We start from the raw sequence: 21,848 nt of genomic DNA, 5'->3' as shown, positions 1-21,848 counted from the left end.
GATCAGCGGGGGTGCCCGAGAGTGCAACAGCGCCGTGAGCGGGAATGGGAGCTATCGATCGGCCCGGACACCGTGCGCCTGTTCATTCTCAAGGCAAAGGGACTGAGTGCTGCCGTCAACGAAGACTATGCCGACGGTGCCGAGCATGAGGTCGAGCTCGATGGTGAATCACATGCCAATCACCACCATGACGGTCTGGCGGAGGAAAGCGCGGAAGACCTCACCGAGGAAGAGCTGCGCGAGCTGATCAACGACCTCAACGTCGACGAAGCGGCCGAGTTGATCGCGCTGGCCTGGGTCGGCCGCGGCGACTATGACGCAGCGGAATGGTCCGATGCGGTTGCCGCTGCGCGCGACCGCGCCAACAAGCGCACGGCGAAATACCTGCTCGGCATGCCGCTTTTGGCCGACTGGCTGGAAGAAGGGCTGGAAGCGATTGGCGCGTAACGACGTCGTTACCGTTCGTGATGGGCCGCAGGCAACCTCCGGGCGTCCGCGCCGTTGAGGACGATGGGGTCTGTTGTACTTTCCCGAACATGCAGGGTTGCACTGGTCATGGTCGTCACGGCTCTGCTGCTGACGCCCCTGCTGACGCAAGCCGACGCCAAACAGCGCAAAAAGCATTACACGCCGCTGTCACAGCGGTTGGAGCAGCTGTTTTCACCGCGGGTCGACTCGCATCCTAAGCCGCGCAGCAAGCACCGCCAGAAGCCCAGTCCAAAGCGGCACATCACGCCAAAGCAGGTGGAACAAAAGACCCCGGATAAAAAGCCCTCGCCCGCCGATGTTCCGGTGCAGCCCTCGCGCGTTGTCCCGCTGCCCGAGGCGCGTCCTTCAGAGGCGCCGAAGACCGGCGCGGCACCGATCGAAAAGCAAAAGGCCGAAGGTCCGAACCCCCTTGGCGCGCCCAACCGGTCCAATGACGATCGATTCAACGAAGAAAAGTCCCGTTTTAAAAAGCAGGCGCGGCCCGGACCGTCAGCCCCGAAGCCGTCGACCGATAGGCAAAGCGAGCCCGAGCCGCCGGCCGCGGTGCCGATTCCGACACAAAAGCCAGACACTTCGGAACCTGAAGCTCAGCCGCTGGCCGTTGCTCCGCAACCACCTGAAAAACCCGATGCCGGCGACAAGAAGATGCTGCCCGATGCGCGCTCGGCCGATGTGCCCGATGCAAAAATGCCGGCGGCGGAAGTCGCCTGTCGCGAGCGGCTGACGGCCCTTGGTGTCGAATTCGAGGAGCATAAGGCGGAAAGCAATCCCGACATCGGCTGCTCGATCCCCTATCCCCTGGTGCTGAAGTCGCTCGGAAAATCCATCGCCATCGGACCCATGACCGAACTCAACTGCCCGATGGCCGAGGCGGCAGCCCGCTTTGCCGCCGAAATCATACAGCCGGCGGCGAAAGCCGAGTTCGGAGCCGACCTGAAATCGATCAACCAGGCATCGGCCTTTGTCTGCCGGCCGCGCAACGGCACGCGCCATCTGTCGGAACATGCCTTCGGCAATGCGCTCGATATTGCCAGCTTCACGTTGTCGGATGGCAGAAAGGTCGAAGTCGGTCCAACGCCGCCCGAGAAGGACGGCAAATTCCTCAATGCGGTGCGCAAGGCCGCCTGCGGACCGTTCAAGACCGTGCTTGGGCCGGGCGCGGACCCGGACCATTCCCTGCATTTCCATCTCGATCTCGAACCGCGCCGGAATGGTGGCACTTTCTGCCAGTGATGGCCCTTCAGTGATCGTCATGCCAGTGATGGTCTGGCTGCCGCATTTCGGCCGCAGGCATGAACGCGGACGCTGAGTTTTCCTTTACCCTTGATCGTTAAAATCCCACCGATCAAGGACAGGATTCCGCCCATGGCCGCAATATTTCGCGCCGCGAAGGCAAAAAGCGCAACGATACTGGCCGCCGGTCTTGCGCTGGCCGCCGTTTCGGCTTGCAACACTGGCAGCGTGCTGTCGCTGCAGCCGGCCGTCGATGTCGGCTCGCAGACCGCGGCCGTGCCGCAATATGAAGGCATGCAGAAGCTCGTCCCGTCCAATCCCTATATGACTGCCGCCTATCCGCGCATGGACGAGCCGATGTCGGAGTCGGAGCCGCAGCAGATGCCGGCCAGCGAAACCGATTGCCGTGGCGAGCTGAAGCGCCTTCGCGTCGTCTACACCGATGTCCAGCCGATCCATGAGGGACAGTGCGGCATAGACTGGCCGGTCAAGGTCTCCGCCATCGGCGGCATCCAGATGAAGCCCGCCGCAACATTGACCTGCGACATGGCCGCAAGTTTCGCCGCCTGGACCAGCAACGAACTGGTTCCCTCCGCCCGCTGGCGCTATTTCTCGGGCGTCAAGACCATCCACCAGGGCTCAAGCTATTCCTGCCGCAACATCGCCGGCGAAGGTGTCCTGTCCGAGCACGGCAAGGGCAACGCCCTCGACGTCATGAGCATCGAGCTCAACAACGGCGACGACATCGACGTGCGCAAGCCCGGCCTGTTTGCCTTCCGCACCCGCGGCTTCCTCAACAATGTGCGTGCCGACGGCTGCCAGTATTTCACCACCGTGCTCGGTCCCGGCTACAATTACGATCACCGCAACCATTTCCATTTCGACATCAAGAACCGCAAAAGCGGCTACCGCGCCTGCCGCTAAGGCGTTTCACCGTTCAGAAATCAGTCGGGATTGGCGTTCCTGGTGGAAGCGATGATTTGCTGGGCCACCAGATCCTGGATGCGCCAAAGGTTCCTGTCGCGGATACCGCTCTCTTCCAACTTGCTGACGGTTCGGAACAGGTATTGAGCCGACGAGCCCCAATGCCCGGCAGCCCGCGCCAGCGTGTCGGCAACCTGCTCCAATGGCAGCCGGCCCGCATAGGCCCTGCCGTCTGGCGCGGCGACGAAAGCCAAGGCCCGCAACGGCCCATCCTTGGTCTTGACCTTGATCCAGCATGGCACGTTAGTCGGCGGATTGGCATCGATCTCGCGGCGCATCAACTGGCCAAGTTGCCCGACATGGTCTTCCGCGGGCAGCCGATAGACGATGCCGTTGCAGCTGCCGCCTCGATCGAGCGCCAGCATCAGCGCCGGCAAATCACGGGTTCCGCGCCAACGGGTCAGCGTCAGGCAGAACGAGCGGTGCCATCCTGGCGCCGTGGCCGGGCGCTGCTCGACATGGGCAAATTCGGGGTTCCAGATCAGCGACCCGTAGGCAAAGACCCATAGCGCTTCAGGCCGATGCTCCGACAGAAGTTGCTCGACAAGACTATCGAACTCCGCGTCTGTATGCTCGGTTGTTCCGGGCTCGGGACCCGGATCCGGTTCGACACGCTCGACCCTTGCGACAAGGTCCGCGGTCAATGCCATCGAGCTGCGACCCACCGGCTTCTTATCCATTCCTGCTCACCCCCCGCAAAAACGATGGCCGACGATAGAACGGCTGCTCGCCGCTGGCCATTGATTTCCAGGGTCCGTCAGGCACAGATACCGCACGGATCGAGCCGCTTTCATGAGCCGACGAAGCCTGCAACGACGCGCATTGACCTGGCTCGCCGCTCTTCTGGCGGTCTGGCTGGCCCTCGCCTATGTCGCTGCGCCGGAATTCTGGACGGTTCGCGACCGCGGCTTTCGCACGCAGACTTTCGAGATGGTGACACACACGCCGCAAGGCATTCCGGGCGACCCGATCAATATCGGCCTTGTCGGTACCGAAAAAGAGATGGTCCATGCCTTCGCCATGACCGGATGGGATACGGCCGATGGCGTGACGCTAAAGACCGCGATCGAAATCGGTGAGAGCGTGCTGTTCGACCATCCCTATCCTGACGCCCCGGTCAGCCGGCTGCTGTTCGAAGGCCACGCCCAGGACCTCGCCTTCGAAAAGCCGGTCGGCGGCAGCGCCGACCGGCGCCATCATGTCCGCTTCTGGCGCAGCGATGCGACCGGCGACGACGGCCGAACGCTCTGGATGGGCTCGGCCAGCTTCGACCGCGGCGTTGGTCTCAGCCACGATACCGGCGCCATCACCCACCATATCGCCCCTGACATCGACGCCGAGCGCGATCTCGTGATCCACGACCTGTCGGCGGCCGGCATGGTGATCTCGGCGAGCGACATCCCGGGCATCGGCGCTACCAGGACCGGACGCAACGGCGGCGGCGATCCCTATTTCACCGACGGCAAGGCTGTTGTCGGGGTGCTCAGGCAATTCCCCTGAACCACCGTCATTTTCCAAAAATCATCGCGGACTATTTTCCTGCGGCCCGCCGCAATGCTATTGAGCCCTGATGCTATACGTCGAAATCGCCACCGTGGTCGTCCTCATCTGTGTGAACGGCCTTCTGTCGATGTCCGAGCTCGCCATCGTGTCGTCGCGCCCGGCGCGGCTCAAGGCGATGATCGACCGCGGCGTCAATGGCGCCGGGCGTGCGCTGACACTCGGCTCCAATCCCGGCAAATTCCTGTCGTCGGTGCAGATCGGCATCACTCTGGTCGGCGTGCTGTCGGGCGCCTTCTCCGGCGCCACGCTGGGCGACAGGCTTTCGGTGTACCTGGCCACGACCGGCATGCGCGAAAACATCGCCGACCCGCTCGGCGTCGGGATCGTCGTCGCCATCATCACCTATTTCTCGCTGATCGTCGGCGAGCTGGTGCCCAAGCAGATCGCGCTGCGCGATCCCGAGCGTGTTGCCGCCCGCGCGGCGCCTGCGATGACCATCCTAGCCACCGTCTCCGCGCCGCTGGTGATCCTGCTCGACATTTCCGGCCGCGCCATATTGTGGCTGCTTGGCCAGCGCGGCGAGAGCGAGGAGAAGGTCACCGACGAAGAGATCAAGATGCTGGTCGCCGAGGCCGAGCACCACGGCACCATCGAATCCGACGAGCGGCGCATGATCGCCGGCGTCATGCGGCTCGGCGATCGCGCCGTGCGCGCCGTGATGACGCCGCGCACCGAGGTCGACTGGATCAATTTGCAGTCCGATGAGGGTGCCATCCGCAAGCTCTTGATGGAGACCCAGCATTCGCGCCTGCCGGCCGGCGACGGCGGCGTCGACGTCATGGTTGGCGTTGTTCAGACGCGCGACGTACTGGCCGCCCTGCTCGCCGGCCGCGCACTCGATCCGCGCAAGCATGTGCGCGCCGCCCCCATCGTCTACGACCAGGCCGACGCGCTGGATGTGCTGCAGAAGCTGAAGGAATCCGACGTGCCGATGGCGCTGGTGCATGACGAATACGGCCATTTCGAAGGGATCGTCACACCTGCCGACATCCTCGAGGCCATCACCGGCGTCTTCCGGGCCGATACCGACGCCGGCGACGAGGAAAACGCCGTCAAGCGCGAGGACGGCTCATGGCTGCTCGCGGGATACATGCAAGCCGACGAGATGGCTGACGTTCTCGGTATCGACCTGCCGGAAAACCGCGACTACGAGACCGTCGCCGGTTATGTGCTGTCGCACATGCACCATCTGCCGGCGACCGGCGAATGCGTCGACGCGCAAGGCTGGCGTTTCGAGGTCGTCGACCTCGATGGCCGCCGCATCGACAAGCTGATCGCCACCCGGCTGCCCAGCGGCCATCGCGAAGTGGTGCGTTGACGCTCTGCCGTCAAAGCGAATAGCGCCCTCAGACCGCGGCTTCGATCGGTTCGGCAAGCTTCGGATTGGAGCGCGAGGCGATCAGGCAACTGGCCACGATCAGGGCCGCTCCAGCCAGCGTGGTCCAGGTCGCCGCCTCGTCGAAGAACAGCCAGCCAAACACGATCGCCCAGATGAAGGCGGAATACTCCGTCGGGATTAGATATTGCGCTTCGGCGCGCGCGTAGGACCAGCTCATCAGGAACTGGCCGGAGAGCGACAGCGCCGTCACCCCGGCCAGTGGAAGCCAGAGATTGCCCGGCAGGGCAACCGCGAGCCAGGGAGCGGCGGGGAGAAGGACGGCGGCAACGCACAGGTTCTGGAACAGCATGATCTCGACTGGTTTGGCCACCAGCGCCTGCCGCCGCGAGAGGATCAGATTGTAGGCGTAGAACACCGTCGATGCGAGCACCGCCACCGTGCCAAGCAGGGCATCCCCGGTATAGTTCCCTTGCCCGAACTGTCCGGCCATGATGATGACGACGCCGGCGATGCCCGCCAGCGACGCCCAGATCGCCTGGCGCTGTATGCGTTCGCCCAAAAGCAGCGCCGCCAGCAGGAGAGCGAACAGCGGCGCGACGAAACTAAGCCCGATCCCATCCGCTAGCGGCAATCTGGCAAGGCCCCAGAAGAACGACAGCAGAACGATGCCCACGATCACGGCGCGCAGCGCGTGTAGCCGCAGCACGGAAGGCGTGGGAAGGGAACGCGGCCCCGCCGCCCAGGCCGTGCCCGCGACCACGCTCGCAAGCATGCTTCGCCACAGCACCGTGTTGTAGACACCGACGGCGATGACCAGGATTTTCATCGCCGCATCCATGGCGGACAGAAGGAAGATCGCAAGTGCACAGACCAGCACCGGGGTCATGGGGGAAACGACGCCTGACAGGCTGGGTGACTTCACGGGGCATGCTCATGTGATGGATCGCAGCCGGATATATCAGGGGAGGACGGCCAGGCCAGATGGCAGGGCCGTGCATATGGCGGTCCAACCGATCTTCGCAGCCCCTCGATTTGAATTCGGTGCGTCGGCAGCGCCTTTCGCTATCGGCCCCAGCCTGCCCTCACCCATGATTGATCCGCTGGAAGAATGGCAAAAGCAGCCAAAGCCTCTATATCGATTGTCATGGATGCATCGAACGAACACGCGCTAAACGACGAGCTTCTCCAAGATATCCAGCGCCTGTCCTTCGAGTATTTTCTCAACGAGGCCAACCCTGCCAACGGCCTGGTCGCCGACCGCAACACGCAGGCGTCGCCTGCCAGCATAGCCGCCGTCGGGCTCGCTTTGTCGTCCTATCCCGTCGGTGTCGAGCGCGGTTTCATGACGCGCGATGCCGCAATCGAGCGGACGCTCGCCACGCTTCGCTTCTTCTGGAACGCCCCGCACGGGCCGGAGCCCGATGCCACCGGCTACAAAGGTTTCTACTATCATTTCCTCGACATGAAGACCGGCCGCCGCGTCTGGAATTGCGAACTGTCCACGATCGATACCGCCCTTTTGCTTGCCGGTGTTCTGGCCGCCGGCGCTTATTTCGACGAGGACGATGAGCTCGAACTGGAAATCCGCCAGCTTGCCGATGCGCTCTACCGCCGTGCCGACTGGCGCTGGGCGCAGAACGGCGGCGCCACCGTCACCCATGGCTGGCGGCCTGGAAAAGGCTTTCTCCGCTACCGCTGGGAAGGATTTGACGAGGCGCTGATCCTGTACGTCCTGGGTCTCGGTTCGCCGACCCACTCGCTAACTCCCGAGAGCTACGCGGCCTGGCTGTCCACTTACAAATGGAAGACCATCTACGGCCGCGAGATGGTCTATGCCGGCCCGCTTTTCATCCACCAGTTCTCGCATATCTGGATCGATTTTCGCGACATCCGCGATGCCTTCATGCGCGATCACGACCGGGACTATTTCGAAAACAGCCGCCAGGCGACGTATCTGCAGCGCGATTACGCAATCCGCAATCCGAGGGGGTTCGCGGGCTATGGCGAGAATTGCTGGGGCGTCACCGCCAGCGACGGCCCAGGTCCGATCGCGCGGCGAGCCGATGGACGCCGCTTCTTCGGTTATCTCGCCCGCGGCGCACCGTTTGGCCCCGATGACGGCACGCTGTCGCCATGGGCGGCAATCGCCTCCTTGCCTTTTGCGCCGGAAATCGTGCTGCCGGCGCTGCGCCATTTCCACGAGATGGACCTGCGCGACGGCAACCCTTACGGCTTCACCGCGAGCTTCAACCCGACGATCGCTGCCGACGACGGCCGCGCCTGCGGTTGGGTATCGCCGGACCATGTCGGCATCAACCAGGGGCCGATCGCCCTGATGATCGAGAACTACCGGTCCGACTTCCTGTGGCGATTGATGCGCCGCGTGCCGGCCATCACCACAGGACTGCGCCGGGCCGGGTTTTCCGGCGGTTGGCTGTGACAGGCGGCGATCCTTCGCGCGGGATCGTCAAGGCATCAGCGCGACCTTGCCGGTCCGACTCCACCATCCGGCCAAGGGAGCCGAGAGCGCCTCTTCACGTGAATGAAAAAGGGCGGCGCAAACGCCGCCCTTTGGAAAAATCATCGGTCCTTGGGAGGATAAGGCTCAGGCCGCCTGGGCTTCGCCGGCAATCGCGTCGGCCTGACGCGCTGCCTTGAGCACGCGGGCCCACCAGGCAACGTCGTTGACCAGCGCCGTGGCAGCCTGGTTCAGATGCTCGATCTCCTCGAGCTTCTTCTCGCCCTGGCGCACCGCCAGGAAATCGCTCCAGGCAATGTGAACGGCGGATTTGACCGGCGCCATCTGCAATTCGACCGCGGCAAGACGCAAATGTTCGACAGCGCGCGAGCCGCCGACGCTGCCATAGCCGACGAAACCGGCCGGCTTCTTGTTCCATTCATTGGCGGCGTAATCGATGGCGTTCTTCAGCACGGCCGTCGGGCCATGATTGTATTCGGCGGCGGTGAAGATGAAGCCGTCGAATTCGGCGACCTTCTTTTGCCAGCGCTGGGCAACTTCGTTCTGCGACGGCGCCCAGGCGGACGAGGCGACCTCGTCGAAGAAGGGCAGCGGCCAGTCGCGCAGGTCGACGGTCTCGACGTCGATGTCGGCATGAGATTTCGCGATCTTGGCGATCCACTGGGCGGGCACATCGGCGAAACGCGCGGCGCGTGTCGAACCGACGACGATGGCGATTTTGGGCTTGGACATGGGGCTCTCCATATATGCAAAAGCTGGTATCGTTTGGATACCGGCGCTATATGAGATACTGACAAATGGCAGCGCAAGGAGGCACCGTTATGTTACTGAGGCACCCGCACAACACCGAAGACTGCCGCGCCGTCTCGGAAATCCTGCAGCGCGTCGGCGACAAATGGACCGTTCTGGTCGTCGGCAAGCTGGGCGGCGGACCGCTGCGTTTCAATGAGTTGCGCGCCGCTGTCGGCGGCATTTCGCAGAAGATGCTGACCACCACCTTGCGCGGTCTTGAGCGCGACGGCTTCGTCACCCGAACCGTGTTCCCGACCATCCCGCCACGCGTCGACTATGAGCTGACGGAGCTCGGCCATGAGCTGCTGGTGCCGGTCGGCGCGCTCGGCGAATGGGCGCGGAAGAACACCTCGCGGGTCCAGGCGGCGCGTGAAAGATTCGATGGCGTGCACGCCTGAAAACCGTTGCCCAGCAATAGTTTACGGATTTTGCCGTCGACGACGCGTACCCGGGTTTAACTGGATCCGCCCTGGCATCGTTGGTCGCGCCATCGCGACATAGCTGCAGCGTTTCGTTCGCCGGCGCATCATCATTTTGAGGCTGACGAGGTCTTCCGCTGACGGGCCCTCAGGCCTTTGACGCAGGGTTGCTGCAACACACTGCGCCGCACGTCTCTACCCTTGCAGACCGCTGGGCAGTCCGCTCGTTGCCAACGGTCCGGTCGTGCGTGCAGGCAACGCTTGGAAGCTCTTTCCTGATCTCGGTATAAGCGGTCGTGCCAAGCAGGCAGATCACCGCGACGAGGGCCGCCACGAGCCAGCCGTTCAGCATGTGTTGACGCATTGTCTTCCCTCCGCCGCCCGCAGAATCGGATGTGAAGGCAACCATTGGATGTCGCGCAGCGCATCGCCCGCGCGGGGGATGTTACATAAGCGCAAGCTTGGCAGAATCGACGATGTCAACTTTCGGTTGGAATCGGCTTCGGCTTGCCGTCGCTATCCAGCGCCACCATGACGAAATCGGCGTGGGTGACCTTCTCCATCAGGTCGGAGAGGTAGCGTTGCGCCCAGGCCTCGACCTTGAGCGTCATGGAGGTGCGGCCGACGCGCTCGACATGGGTGTAGATGCACAGCGTGTCGCCGATCTTCATCGCCTTGGCGAAGGACATTTCCTTGACCGCCGCCGTCACCACGCGGCCCTTGGCCCGCTCGGCCGCACGGATGCCGCAGGCAAGATCCATCTGCGCCATCACCCAGCCGCCAAAGATGTCGCCGGCCGCATTTGCATCGGCCGGCATGGCGAGCGTACGCAAGGTCAGATCGCCGATCGGCCGTCCGTCCGCGTAATGCACCATCCGAGATTCCCCTAAAGCGATAGCCCTTGATCCCGTAGCGTCACGGGCCCAAGAGGTCAACGCGACGGGCGAGGCTCCCGGCGCAATGTCGGTTCCATGGTGGCTTTTCCGACCAGGCGTCTCACGGTCGCTTTTTTCACAAGCCATGCCGGAAGCCGCAGGGGCGCGGCCAAGCCGTCGCGGATAGGCTGCGCTCAGTTTTGCGGAGCCGCCAACACCAATCATGCAGACTTATGACTTCATCATCGTCGGCTCCGGCTCGGCCGGCTCGGTTCTGGCCGACAGGCTGTCGATTTCGGGCCGCTTCTCCGTGCTGGTGCTGGAGGCCGGCGGCAGCGACCGCCGCTTTTATGTCCAGATGCCGCTCGGCTACGGCAAGACCTTCTTCGATCCGGCGGTCAACTGGAACTACAAGCCCGAGCCGGACCCCGGCCTTGCCGGCAATGTCGACCATTGGCCGCGCGGCAAGCTGCTTGGCGGCTCCAGCTCGATCAACGCCATGGTCTGGATCCGTGGCGCGCGCGAGGACTTTGACGACTGGCGCGATGCCGGAAATCCCGGTTGGGGCTATGACGATCTGTTGCCGGGCTTCAAGGCGCTTGAGGACAATGAGGCCGGCGCCGACAGATGGCGCGGCACCGGCGGGCCGCTGCATATCACCGACACGACGAACGCCGTCCATCCGCTGACCAGGCGCTACCTCGCAGCCGGCCAGCAGGCTGGGCTGCCGCTCAACCCTGACTTCAACGGCGCCGCCCAGGAAGGCGTCGGCGTCTACCAGATCTCGACCAGGAATGGCCGCCGCATGTCGGCCGCGCGCGCCTTCCTGCGCCCGGCGATGAAGCGCGCGAATGTGCGCGTCGAAGCCAATGCGCTGGCGACCAGAATCCTGTTCGAGGGCAAGCGAGCCGTCGGCATCGAATATCTGCAGAACGGCGAGACCAAGACGGCGCGGGCCGGCCGCGAGGTGATCCTGTCCGCCGGTTCGATCAACTCGCCGCAGCTGCTGCAACTGTCCGGCGTCGGCCCCTCGTCACTGCTCAAGGGGCTTGGCATCCCGGTCGTCCACGGCAACGAAAATGTCGGCGCGCATCTGCAGGACCATGTCGGCATCAACTATACCTTCAAGGGAAACGTGCCGACGCTCAACCAAATCCTGCGGCCCTGGTGGGGCAAGCTGCTGGTCGGCATGCGGTACATCCTCACCCGCTCCGGCCCGCTGTCGCTGTCGATGAACCATGGCGGCGGCTTCTTCCGAACCGACCTGGCGTTTTCGCGCCCCAACATGCAGCTTTATTTCCAGGCTTTCTCGACCGTCATTCCGAAGAGCGGCGAGCGGCCGATCCTGACGCCGGATCCGTGGCCGGGCTTTTCCATCGGCCTCTCCAACTGCCGCCCGTCCAGCCGCGGCGAGATCATGATCCGCTCCAGCAATCCGCTGGACTATCCCAGGATCGTCGCCAACGCCTATTCCACCAACGCCGATGTCGACGAGATGCTGGCGGCGGTGAAATTCGTGCGCAAGATAGCCTCGATGCCCGCCATGGCCGAGATCATCACTGAGGAGGTTTTGCCGGGCCCATCGATCCAATCGGATGCCGATCTGATCCAGGATTTCAGGAAGCGCTCAGGCACCGTCTATCACCCGGTCTCGACGTGCCGCATGGGGCCGGGCGCCGGGGCCGCCGTCGTCGACCCGCGCCTGAAAGTGCACGGGCTCGCAGGTCTGCGTGTCATCGACGCCTCGATCTTTCCCGCCAACATCACCGGCAACACCAACGCCGCCTCGGTCATGACCGGATGGAAGGGCGCCGAACTGGTTCTGGAGGACCAAAAATGAAGATCACCGACGTCAAGACCTGGGTAGTCGGCAACCCGCCGCCCGGCATCGGCGGCAAGTATTTCATCTTCGTCAAGCTGACCACCGATGGCGGCGTCGTCGGTTACGGCGAGGCCTACAACGCCACCTTCTCGGCTCACATAACAGCGAAGCTGGTCGAGGACATGGCCGAGCGTTACCTGATCGGCCACGATCCGCATGACATCGAGACCTTCTTCCGCCGCGCCTATTCCTCAGGATTTACCCAGCGCCCCGACGTTACCGGCATGGGCTGTTTCTCGGCGCTGGAAATGGCCTGCTGGGACATTGTCGGCAAGGAAGCCGACAAGCCGGTCTACAAACTGCTCGGCGGCCAGGTGCACGAGACGCTGCGCTCCTACACCTATCTCTATCCGCACACCGGCAGCGTCCATTCGGAGGACGCGCCGGACGGCCGGAACGTCTACAATGACCCCGAATTGGCGGCCGCCTGCGCGCTCGAATATGTCGAGCAGGGGTTCAACGCCGTCAAGCTCGACCCGGCAGGCCCCTACACCGCCTTCGACGGCCACCAGCCGCGCCTGATCGACATCGATGTCTCCACCCGCATGGTCAAGGCGATCCGCGAAGCCGTCGGCACCCGCGCCGATATTCTGTTCGGCACGCATGGCCAGTTCACCGCATCGGGTGCGCTGCGCATGGCACGCGCCATCGAGCCCTACGATCCCTTGTGGTTCGAAGAGCCGGTGCCGCCCGACATGCCCGAAGTGATGGCTCAGGTGGCGCGAGGCACGTCGATCCCGATCGCCACCGGCGAGCGGTTGACGACCAAGTTCGAATTCGCCCGAATCATCGAGAACCGCGCCGCCACCATCCTGCAACCGGACCTTGGCCGTTCCGGCGGCATTCTCGAAACCAAGAAGATCGCCGCCATGGCCGAGGCATACCACATCCAGATCGCGCCGCACTGCTATTGTGGGCCGATCGTTGGGGCCGCCAACATCCAGCTGGCGGTGACGCTGCCCAATTTCCTCATCCTGGAATCGCTGAAGCAGTGGGACGGCTTCCACGCGACACTGCTCAAGAAGAAGATCGAATGGCAGGACGGCAATGTCATTCCATCGAAGGAGCCGGGCCTCGGCGTCGAGCTGGACGAAGCGGTCTGCGACGCGCATCCCTACACCGGCAAGGACCTGCATTTGCAGATGATGCAAACGCCGCTGATGCCGTGAGCGAACGCTACGCCTTCATCGGCCTTGGCCATCTCGGCGGCAACCTTGCCGCCAGCCTGTTGCGCAACGGTTTTGTCGTCATCGTCTTCGACCGCGACCCCGCCGCCGTCGAGCGCCTCGTGGCGCTCGGCGCCACGGCCGCGACCAGCCCGGCCGAAGCGGCGGCACAGGCCGGCAATGCCATTACTTGCCTGCCCTCGCCCAAGGTCAGCGAAGCGGTGCTGGCTAATGCCGGCGGCCTGCTCGAGGGTCTGCCCAGGGGCGGCTCCTGGATCGAGATGTCGACCAACGGCCGCGACGAGATCCTGCGCCTCGCCGCCCTCGCCGCGGCCAAAGGCATCGAGACGCTGGAGTGCCCGGTCACCGGCGGCGTGCATCTGGCCGCGGTCGGAAAGATCACCGCGCTTGTCGGCGGCGATGCTGCGCTTTACGAGCGCCATCGTCCGGCCATCGAAGCGATGTGCGCAAAGTCGTTCCTGATGGGTCCGGTCGGCTCCGCGGCGGTGATCAAGGTGATCACCAACATGCTGGCCTTCATCCATCTCGTCGCCGCCGGCGAGGCGCTGATGTTGGCCAAGCAAGGCGGCCTCGACCTCGCGCAATCCTACCACGCCATCGTCGCCTCCTCCGGCAACAGCTTCGTCCATGAGACCGAAAGCCAGCTCATCCTCAACGGCTCCTACGACATTGGCTTCACCATGGACCTGGCACTGAAGGACCTCGGCTTTGCGCTTGCGATGGGCAGAGAGTTCAGACTGCCACTCCAACTGGCGCCGCTTGTGAGTGAGATTTTCCTGATGGGCAAACAGGAATATGGCGGCGGCGCCTGGTCGACCCAGATCGTCAAACTGCTCGAGGATGCCGTCGACATGGATCTGCGTGCGCCCGGTTTCCCAGCCAAGCTGGAAAGCTAAGCCGGGTAAATATGTCCTGCGATTTCAGGCCTTTGGCCGGTTCGCCGGAATCGCCGCTCAAACCACCTGAATCAATCCCTCAACGCCTTGATTCAATATCTCAGCGTCAGCGCTCCGGGCAGGATCTCAAACGTCGCGGGTATACGCCCCGGCGACTCGCCATCTATGTCGACCAGCGCGCCGTTCTTCTCGACATCGCCGATAGGTTCGACCACCACTTTCCGGCCACGCAATATGGTGATGGCCGGATGGTTGCGGTGCCGGCCGCCATAGAGCAGCCGAATATCCCAGATCAGCTTCAGCTTGCCGGCCGCGCGCAGGATGACGATGTCGAACTGGCCGTCGGCGAGTTCGGCGTCCGGGGCGATCATCATGCCGCCGCCGAAGAACTTTCCGTTGGCGACCGCCACCAGCGCCATGCGCGCCTCGACCGGGGTGCCATCGTCGACGGTGATCCTGACGTCCTGGAAGCGGTAGCGGATGAACTCGACCACGGTGCGCCAGAAAAACAGCGCCTTGGCCGACATCCCGCCCTTGCGCTTGTCGGCATTGACCGCACGGTCCGTGGCGCCGGATAGGCCGAGGCTGGCGATATTGATGAAGTGCCGGCTGGCCAGCGCGCCATGGTCGTCGATGTAGCAGATGCGCCCTGCATCGACCTTGCGCGCCTTGGCTTCGGCGATCCGCTTCAGCACCGCATCCACCTCTTTCGGCAGCCCGAGCCCGCGCGCGAAATCGATGCCGGTGCCGCAAGGCAGCAAGGCAAGTTCGGTTGTCCGGCCGCTCTCATCGAAAGCCTGCAGCAATCCGTCGGCCACTTCGCTGGCGGTGCCGTCGCCGCCGGCCGCGATCACCAGCTCGAAGCCGCTTGCCGCGAGGTCGAGCGCCAGCCTTTCGGCGTCGCCCTCGGCCTGCGTCTCGCGCAGCTCGAATTCGCCGAAATGCTTTTTCAGCGAAGCAGCCACCTCCGGCCAATGCCGTTTCAGCCGGCCGCCGCCGGCAATCGGATTGAGCACCACCCCGACTTTCAATGCGCACCCTCCCCGCACCGAGCCGATAGGCTTGATGCTTTGCCGGCATTGAAGCCCGCGCCAGCCGGCGGAGCAAGGGGCACAGCCGATCAGGCGCCAAAAAGCGGGCGGGCTGTCTAATGCAGCTGGAGTCGAAATTCCGAGCTTTGTGGCAAACGATCCCCGATAATCCCGTTATCCACAGGCTCACGCCCATTCCCCAAAACCCTTACCCAGCGTAAGTTTAGCCCATCTCAGGCGGCTACCGATCGCCACGCCGAAAGGCAAAGCGAAAAGGCGGATTTCCTGAGGCCCGTACGGCCCGAAGCGAGAGCAGGCTTGCCTGTTCGAGGGACGGATGCCGAGACCTACGGGGCCGCGGAAAGCGTGCGAACGCCAACGGCGGACCGATGCTGCCATGAAGGACGGCGAAAACCTTCGATGGCGCGCCGAACGAAGCTCGCAAGGGTGGAGAACGGCGTGGTCTGGAACGGGCACTGCCCTCGGGCGGTGACTGGCAGGACCGTCAAAATCAAGGCCGGCATGGCGCGACGACTTCACGGAAGTTGCTGCCGCGACCGTGTCCTGATCTGACAGGGAGGCGCTGGGAGAAATCCCGGCGCCGACTGTCTTTTGGGCCAAGGGTCCGGTCGGCGAAGCGACGCGTAAGAAGCCGATACTTTGCTGGAACGCGATTTCGGCGCTGACGGCACCATCTTCATCACCAGGCGCGGTCAGCAATTCACCGACATGATCCCGCGCCTGATCGACAGAGGCGTGTCCTTCGTCGAGATCGGTGGCAACGACGCGATCATGCTCACCGTGCTTTCGGCGGCAGACTTCGCTCCGCCCGAAGGCGCCCGGGCGCTGTTCAGCCAACCGTTCCGATCGATCCGGCCACCCGTCGCACCGGGCTGATCGTCGCCGTGCGCAAGCTGCACATCGTGCTGCCGGCGCTGTTCGAAGCAGGCGCGAGGCTGGAGCGCGTCTACAACTGAAGCCGCGCCCTGCACCGCGGCCTGCCCGGCGGGCCAAGCTACTTCTTCGGGCCGATGCCCGGGATCAAATTGAGGCCAGCGTTTATATATTCCGGCCGTATGGCGCCGCTGATGAGCGTGAAGGTGGCGAGCATGATGCTGGCCAGCGCACCGTCATGCCATGGCCTGAGGGCCAGCGCGTTTACGGCATAGGCCCAGAATGGGAAGGCGAGCATCGACATGACGATGTTGGCTCCCGGAGCCTCCGCATTGTCGGCTGAATCGCTGACCGATTTCAGATACACCGGCGTCATCGCCAGCGCGACGATCAACATAATCCATGAAATGGTCCAGACGCTGATACCGGCCATTTCAATCTTATAGATGGCTGCCTGCACCTTACCCGGAATGTCCCCCGGATTGCCTTTGGTCTCTTCCGCCACCGCATCGGTCAACGCCTTGGCAACCGGCTGCTCAGTGGCATTGACCAGGATGGAGTTGACGAAGATGAAAAATGCCACGACTTCGGCAGGCACGTACTTCGCCACCCGGTCGAGATAGCCGTCGCCGCCTTTCGATCCTTGATCTTCTTGCTTGTCATCGTCGACGCCGAGCGGAGCATCGCCTGGAATGCCCTCGAGCGTTGAATCCCTTTTCGGCACAGGCTCAGCGGACCGAACAATTCTTCCCATGACAAACCCCTCCTATATTGTTGTATCGCCCCGTGAGTATCGTAGTAGAAAACCGGGCCAAGAAACAGTTGTCGCGGCCATAGCCGACAAGATTTATTCAGGCTTCTTCCTGCAAATGCATCACGCTCCCGCCCTATCTGCTACCGGGTGTCTCGAAATCCACCTATAGTGAGCCGTACCCGAAAAACGCATCCCCCGGCTCATCGCGTGATCGCGGCCAAAATCCCGCCTTGTTCGCGCGCGATGGAAGGACTGGCTGCCGGGGGGCAATCCGAAGGACAAGACCGTGATCAAGACCGCCCTTGTCGCCATGACCATTGTCGGCTGCGACTGCGACGCCAAGCTTTGCGAATATATCGGCGAGACGCCGGCGAAGTGGGCGACTATCGCTGACTGCGAAGCGGCGATGAAAAGCCAGATGCTGCACCAGAAGAACTTCGACTATCCGCTGGTCTCCGGCATATGCCGCAGCAAGGGGTCGGCGTCTTCTTCGCAACTGGCGGCGGCCGCATCCCGCCCGGAACTGAAGCCGGCCAGCCGGAATGTCCAAACCCCGTTGCCGCCGGAACTGAGCCATCGGCCGAGCGTTTCCGTCGGCTCCCCGACGACGGCCATGGAGGCAGCAGCGGCACGGCCCGTCGCCTACGAGCAAGTGGTCGATGGCGGAACAGGCGTGCTCTACCGCACCAGGAACGGCTACGCCGTGGTGAAGACAGATCTCGGCCGCGTCGCGTCGGCAACGGTCGGCATGGCCAAGCGGTCCGCGAACTGGCTGGCAGGGCTGGTGCCGAGCGGGTTGTGAGCGGCCTGCCGCCGGACCATACCACGCTGTCGCACTGCCGTTGAAAACTCCAGATAGATGCATGATGGTGTCAGGCATCGACACGCAGGAGCGCCATTTCATGAAGCATGCAGTTCGAACCATGCTGTCCCTGGTGCTGGCCTTGGCGCCGATTCCGGCCGGTGCGCAGGATTCCGGCCAGGGCGGCGACAAGGTTGTAGGCGTCGCCAGGGACGATCCGGACATGGCGGCGGCCATTGCGCAGGCGCGCGCCAGCCTCGATGAATTCCTGTCCTTGTCGGATGCGCCGCCAGCCGGGACAACCAGCTACAAATTGAAGGTCGAGGTCAGGGACGGAGACGCCTCGGAGCATTTCTGGATCATCCCCTTCCACAAGACCGCGACCGGCTTTGCAGGAACATTGGCCAATGAGCCGCAAGCGGTGCACAATGTCGTGGCCGGCCAGGAACTCGAATTTAACCGGGACGATATTTCCGACTGGGGCTACACCAGAAACGGTCGCCAGGTCGGCAGCTTCACCGTCTGCGTGATGTTCAAGACGATGGCGCAAGAAGACGTCGAATATTATCGCCAGAACTACGGCTTCGACTGCTGACGAGCGGCAGCCTGGCTAATGCATGCGCCCAAACAGGACCGCCGTTTTGGCGCAACGATATGCATGAAAACAAGACCTGAAGCGCGTCGCATGAATTCGTTTCGACGCGCGGCGCTTTAGGCCTCGCCATCCGTCGCGCCGATCTTGCGCACCAGCGCCGCGGTCGCCAAGATCGCGCCCATATCGGCGATCATCGGCGCGATGTGCTTGGTGTAATCGAGTGGCACGGAAATGGCGGGCAGTTCGAAGAAATTCTTCGGCTGCGGCAAGAGCAGGAAACCATCGCTGCCATTAAGTGCCACCCGCGCCGGATCATCGCGCCATGTCTCGTGCAGCCATTTCAGCGCCTGCGCCAACCGGCCGCTCACCAGCGGCTGCGCGGCGGCGACATTGTCGGTGCGAAATTCGTAGTCGCCGTCGAGCAGCGGATCGCCGCTGGACAGTTCCTGCATCTTGCCGGCGAAGATGCCGCGGAAGAAACCGACCACCGCGTTGCTGCGGCGCGTCGCGACCAATATGCCGGGGAACGGCGCGATCGTCTCGAACGCAACGATGACGCCCTTGAAGACCGTCGACGAGCCTTTGCCCGAACCTTGGCGCAACTCCGCCTCGTAGAGCTCGAACGGAAAATCCTCGTAGCGGCCTGACACGATGTCGTCGAAGCTCTGCCGGTTGAAGGCGCCGACCACGGCGCGCGGCAGCCGGTCGAAGGAATTCGGCGTCACGCTGTGCTGATAGCGCACATCCCTGATGAAGCCGAAGATGATCGGCAGCAGTGTGTCACGGAACGATTGCTGCACCCTCGTCGCCGGCCTGATCGCCAGGAAGTACAGCAGCAGCGCCGCGAAGAAACCGCCGACATAGAGGAACACATGCGGCGTCGAGAACCATTGCTCGTTCAAGTCGGCGACCTTGTTGAACAGCCAGGCCACCAGCACGACAAAAACCAGCAGCAGCCCCAGAAACACCGGCACCCGCCAGCGCACCTGGCGGCAGGCCGAAGCCCGTCCAGCCTCATAGATCTCGATATTCTTCCTGATGCCGGCGACCACCGCTTCATCAGGCATGAACTCAGCTGCTTCCATCGCCCCCTCGCAAAGTCCTATTACACCTATGATAACGGGAAAGTTGTCAGTCGCCAAAGATCGCCTTCAGCCTGGCCTCGACCTTGCCCTTCATCCGGCCAGTCAGCGCCTCGACCGGAACCAGCCGCTCATGCCCGCCTGCGCGCAGCCGCATGAAGGGATGCATCCGGTAGCCGGCGATCGCGCCGCGCTTGCCGAGATCGGCGCTGACATCGACGACGAAAATGCCGGCGATGCGGCCGGGCCAGGGCTGCCGCGCCAGCGCCGTGCCGAGGAAGTCGCCAAGCCCGTAAGCCACGAGCGTCTTGCCGACCCATTGCACCGGCTGCACGACATGGGCGTGGTGCCCGGCAATCAGCCCCACGCCGTGACCGGCCAGCAACCTCGCCAGCGTTTGCGTTTGCGGCTGCGGAAAATGCCGGAACTCCCAGTCCCAGTGCGGCACCGCACAGATGAGATCGATGTTCTTGTCGGCCGCGCCTCTCGGCCATGCCGCCGGATCGCTTTGCATCGAGACAAGCTCGGTGAATGGCCCGGCGTCGCCATTACGCCACAGTGTGAAGGCGGCAAAGCCGATCGTCAGCGGCCCGGCCTTGACCTGCTCGACCGGTCCTTTTTTCGCGGTGCCGATGGTGCGGATGCCAAGCCGCTTCAACGCCGCAACGGTCTCGTCGAAACCGGCGACGCCCTGGTCGAGCACATGGTTGTTGGCCAGCGACAGCACGAGCTTTTCACGCGCGATGCCTACGGCGGCAAGCGCCGCGGCAAGAAACCGCTCGCTCATCGCATGGTGAGTGCCAAGCCGCGTGCCAAACGCCACGCTCGGCCGCTCGACGACCGGACTTTCGCAATTGCCGATCACCAGATCGGCTGAGCCCAAGAGCTTTGCGATTTCCGGATCGCACTCCGGCGCACTACGGTTGGCCACCGCCGAAATATCGCCGACAAAGGCCAGCCGCACCTTCCGCCCCGGCGGCGGATCGATGATCGTCGTCGCCGCCCTCGGTGCAAAATCCCGGACATCGCCGCCGAGAGATGGTTTCAGGAAGCGCGGCAGCCATGACAGTTTGTAGGAAAGCGGATAGTTCGACACGCGACGCCCAATCGTTTGCCCAATCGGTTAGCTTGTGTAGACGGTCTGCCCGGGGAGTGTCGACCGTCAGTCCTTGAAACGCTGCCGCCGGCAGACACGGCGCCAAATGCGTGTAATGTCTGCGCAATGGCATAGTGGAGGAATGAGATGACACGTTTTGCAGGCCTGCTGGCGTCCGCCTTCCTCCTGTTGCTGCCTTTATCGTCGGCCCGCGCCGCCGCGCCCGAAGCGGCGACCGCGCTGTTCGAGGCCAAAACGGTGGCTGAGCGCAACCGTGCGCTCACAACGCTTGAGTCTGCAGCGAAAGGCGATCCGGCGTCAGCCTACGCCGCCGGCGCCGGCGAATTCTTCACCGCCCTGGAAATCCTGGCCGGCGGCCTGCACCGCCACGGGTTCGAAAGCCCGCAATCCTTCATGCTGCCGCTGATGCGGCTGCCGATTCCGGACAATCCCAATCCCGAACCGCTGACCTATGAGCAGTTCCGCGCCATTCTGGTCGCCTTCCGCGACCGGCTGGAGACATCCGCGGCGACTCTGGGGTCGGTGCCCGCCGATGCCGGCATCGGCATGGTCGTCGACCTCACCCATGCCGGCATCGATCTCAACGAAGACGGTGCCATCGCGCCGGATGAAAGCATGGCCGCGATCATGGCCTCGCTGTCGCGCGGCGGTATCTCGTCGGACGGCGCCGCTCCCTCGCTCACATTCCGCTTCGACCGGGCCGACGGTTTCTGGCTGCAGGGCTATGCCGAATTCCTGATGGCGCAGGCCGATTTCTGGCTGGCGCATGATTTCAGGACCATGTTCGACGGCTCGTTCCACATGCTGTTCCCGCGCGCCAAACTGCCGCTGCAGGACGTTCTGGTGCCTCCCGCCGGGGACATGGGCAGCAGCATCTTCTCATCGGAATGGCGCATCGCGGATTTCATCTCCATGGTTCACCTCGTCAACTGGCCGGTGGTCGAGCCCGAGCGACGTCAAGCGGCGCGCCGCCATCTGCTCGAAATGATCCGGCTGTCGCGCCAGGACTGGAAGGCGATCCGCGCCGAGACCGACAATGACCGCGAATGGCTGCCGGGACCGCAGCAGAAGGGCGAGAACCCGCTCACCGGGCTCGAAGTCGGCGAGGAGCAGGTCGAGGCCTGGCTCGCCACTCTGACCATGGCCGAAGACCTTTTGGAAGGCCGCAAGCTGCTGCCGCATTTCCGCATCACGGTCAGCACCGGCCAGGGCATCAACATGAAGCGTTTCTTCGAAGAACCGAAGCCTTTCGACCTGGTGCTGTCGATTACCGGCCCGGCCATCGCGCCCTACCTCGAGAGCGGTGAGATCGTAACCAGCGGCGAGTTCGACCAGATCCAGCGCCAGTTCGGTGGCGGTGGGTTTTTGACCTTCGCGCTGTGGTTCAATTGAGCAGGCGGCCTGGCTTCGCGTAACACAGCTCCTGACACCCTTG

General features: G+C 63.5%; 22 protein-coding genes. 14 read left to right on the top strand and 8 right to left on the bottom strand.

Features of this window, described 5'->3' with window-relative positions; translation table 11 throughout:
- The first annotated feature begins 21 nt into the window (after positions 1–21).
- From NKI06_RS01210 to NKI06_RS01200, 3 genes are all read left to right on the top strand, one after another.
- Positions 22–447, top strand: coding sequence for a DUF3775 domain-containing protein (locus NKI06_RS01210; RefSeq protein ID WP_023683751.1), 426 nt, complete (start codon positions 22–24; stop codon positions 445–447).
- A 198-nt stretch (positions 448–645) separates the two neighbouring features.
- Complete coding sequence (locus tag NKI06_RS01205) at positions 646–1,722, top strand: extensin-like domain-containing protein (protein ID WP_352983631.1); 1,077 nt, start codon at positions 646–648, stop codon at positions 1,720–1,722.
- Between the two features lie 132 nt (positions 1,723–1,854).
- Entirely contained in the window at positions 1,855–2,646 is a 792-nt protein-coding gene (locus tag NKI06_RS01200) for an extensin-like domain-containing protein (RefSeq protein ID WP_352983581.1), read from the top strand.
- Between the two features lie 20 nt (positions 2,647–2,666).
- On the opposite strand, the gene NKI06_RS01195 is transcribed toward NKI06_RS01200, so the two are convergent.
- Positions 2,667–3,386, bottom strand: a complete 720-nt coding sequence (locus tag NKI06_RS01195) for a gamma-glutamylcyclotransferase (protein WP_023705875.1) — start codon at positions 3,384–3,386, stop codon at positions 2,667–2,669.
- A gap of 112 nt (positions 3,387–3,498) precedes the next feature.
- On the opposite strand from NKI06_RS01195, the gene NKI06_RS01190 reads away from it, so the two are divergent.
- Positions 3,499–4,206, top strand: coding sequence for an LssY C-terminal domain-containing protein (locus NKI06_RS01190; RefSeq protein WP_352983578.1), 708 nt, complete (start codon positions 3,499–3,501; stop codon positions 4,204–4,206).
- 70 nt (positions 4,207–4,276) lie between these two features.
- Positions 4,277–5,587, top strand: coding sequence for a hemolysin family protein (locus NKI06_RS01185; protein WP_352983576.1), 1,311 nt, complete (start codon positions 4,277–4,279; stop codon positions 5,585–5,587).
- A gap of 28 nt (positions 5,588–5,615) precedes the next feature.
- On the opposite strand, the gene NKI06_RS01180 is transcribed toward NKI06_RS01185, so the two are convergent.
- Positions 5,616–6,494, bottom strand: coding sequence for a DMT family transporter (locus NKI06_RS01180; RefSeq protein WP_023701605.1), 879 nt, complete (start codon positions 6,492–6,494; stop codon positions 5,616–5,618).
- Positions 6,495–6,752: 258 nt separating this feature from the next.
- Here NKI06_RS01180 and NKI06_RS01175 point away from each other — a divergent pair, with 258 nt between their 5' ends.
- Positions 6,753–8,048, top strand: a complete 1,296-nt coding sequence (locus NKI06_RS01175; protein ID WP_023701604.1) for a glucoamylase family protein — start codon at positions 6,753–6,755, stop codon at positions 8,046–8,048.
- Positions 8,049–8,213: 165 nt separating this feature from the next.
- On the opposite strand, the gene NKI06_RS01170 is transcribed toward NKI06_RS01175, so the two are convergent.
- Positions 8,214–8,819 carry an NADPH-dependent FMN reductase gene (locus NKI06_RS01170; protein ID WP_023671992.1) on the bottom strand — a complete coding sequence of 202 codons (606 nt, stop codon included), beginning with the start codon at positions 8,817–8,819 and terminating at the stop codon, positions 8,214–8,216.
- A gap of 89 nt (positions 8,820–8,908) precedes the next feature.
- On the opposite strand from NKI06_RS01170, the gene NKI06_RS01165 reads away from it, so the two are divergent.
- Positions 8,909–9,277, top strand: a complete 369-nt coding sequence (locus NKI06_RS01165) for a winged helix-turn-helix transcriptional regulator (RefSeq protein ID WP_023683744.1) — start codon at positions 8,909–8,911, stop codon at positions 9,275–9,277.
- Positions 9,278–9,777: 500 nt separating this feature from the next.
- On the opposite strand, the gene NKI06_RS01160 is transcribed toward NKI06_RS01165, so the two are convergent.
- Complete coding sequence (locus NKI06_RS01160; protein WP_023671995.1) at positions 9,778–10,173, bottom strand: acyl-CoA thioesterase; 396 nt, start codon at positions 10,171–10,173, stop codon at positions 9,778–9,780.
- 223 nt (positions 10,174–10,396) lie between these two features.
- On the opposite strand from NKI06_RS01160, the gene NKI06_RS01155 reads away from it, so the two are divergent.
- The 3 genes from NKI06_RS01155 to NKI06_RS01145 are packed head-to-tail and all read left to right on the top strand — an operon-like array spanning position 10,397 to position 14,138.
- The gene (locus tag NKI06_RS01155) at positions 10,397–12,013 is read left to right on the top strand and encodes a GMC family oxidoreductase (protein WP_023701603.1); all 1,617 of its coding nucleotides are present in this window, start codon (positions 10,397–10,399) and stop codon (positions 12,011–12,013) included.
- Positions 12,010–13,224: a mandelate racemase/muconate lactonizing enzyme family protein gene (locus NKI06_RS01150; RefSeq protein WP_023671997.1), complete on the top strand. Its 1,215-nt coding sequence runs from the start codon at positions 12,010–12,012 to the stop codon at positions 13,222–13,224. Before NKI06_RS01155 ends, NKI06_RS01150 begins: the two co-directional genes overlap by 4 nt.
- A complete protein-coding gene (locus tag NKI06_RS01145; protein WP_023683741.1) occupies positions 13,221–14,138 on the top strand; it encodes an NAD(P)-dependent oxidoreductase in 918 nt (305 codons plus the stop codon). The genes NKI06_RS01150 and NKI06_RS01145 overlap by 4 nt, the downstream gene beginning before the upstream one ends.
- A gap of 92 nt (positions 14,139–14,230) precedes the next feature.
- On the opposite strand, the gene NKI06_RS01140 is transcribed toward NKI06_RS01145, so the two are convergent.
- Positions 14,231–15,169, bottom strand: a complete 939-nt coding sequence (locus NKI06_RS01140) for a diacylglycerol/lipid kinase family protein (protein WP_352983573.1) — start codon at positions 15,167–15,169, stop codon at positions 14,231–14,233.
- Positions 15,170–15,829: 660 nt separating this feature from the next.
- On the opposite strand from NKI06_RS01140, the gene NKI06_RS01135 reads away from it, so the two are divergent.
- A complete protein-coding gene (locus NKI06_RS01135) occupies positions 15,830–16,066 on the top strand; it encodes a hypothetical protein (protein ID WP_023683739.1) in 237 nt (78 codons plus the stop codon).
- Positions 16,067–16,184: 118 nt separating this feature from the next.
- On the opposite strand, the gene NKI06_RS01130 is transcribed toward NKI06_RS01135, so the two are convergent.
- Positions 16,185–16,817: a hypothetical protein gene (locus NKI06_RS01130; protein WP_155923215.1), complete on the bottom strand. Its 633-nt coding sequence runs from the start codon at positions 16,815–16,817 to the stop codon at positions 16,185–16,187.
- A gap of 286 nt (positions 16,818–17,103) precedes the next feature.
- On the opposite strand from NKI06_RS01130, the gene NKI06_RS01125 reads away from it, so the two are divergent.
- Together NKI06_RS01125 and NKI06_RS01120 are read left to right on the top strand one after the other, a co-directional pair.
- Complete coding sequence (locus tag NKI06_RS01125; RefSeq protein WP_023683737.1) at positions 17,104–17,619, top strand: hypothetical protein; 516 nt, start codon at positions 17,104–17,106, stop codon at positions 17,617–17,619.
- 100 nt (positions 17,620–17,719) lie between these two features.
- A complete protein-coding gene (locus NKI06_RS01120; protein WP_023683736.1) occupies positions 17,720–18,214 on the top strand; it encodes a YegJ family protein in 495 nt (164 codons plus the stop codon).
- 116 nt (positions 18,215–18,330) lie between these two features.
- On the opposite strand, the gene NKI06_RS01115 is transcribed toward NKI06_RS01120, so the two are convergent.
- Entirely contained in the window at positions 18,331–19,299 is a 969-nt protein-coding gene (locus NKI06_RS01115) for a hypothetical protein (protein ID WP_352983569.1), read from the bottom strand.
- A gap of 46 nt (positions 19,300–19,345) precedes the next feature.
- On the bottom strand, positions 19,346–20,392 hold the full coding sequence (locus NKI06_RS01110; RefSeq protein ID WP_023705889.1) for a CapA family protein: 1,047 nt from the start codon (positions 20,390–20,392) through the stop codon (positions 19,346–19,348).
- Positions 20,393–20,539: 147 nt separating this feature from the next.
- Between NKI06_RS01110 and NKI06_RS01105 the strand changes: the two genes are divergently transcribed.
- A complete protein-coding gene (locus NKI06_RS01105; protein WP_352983567.1) occupies positions 20,540–21,805 on the top strand; it encodes a hypothetical protein in 1,266 nt (421 codons plus the stop codon).
- Positions 21,806–21,848: the final 43 nt, after the last annotated feature.

It is taken from the genome of Mesorhizobium sp. M0772 (assembly GCF_040320135.1).
Classification (GTDB): domain Bacteria; phylum Pseudomonadota; class Alphaproteobacteria; order Rhizobiales; family Rhizobiaceae; genus Mesorhizobium.
The sequence above is the reverse complement of the archived record's forward strand: the minus strand, read 5'-3'. Positions and strand labels throughout refer to the sequence as shown.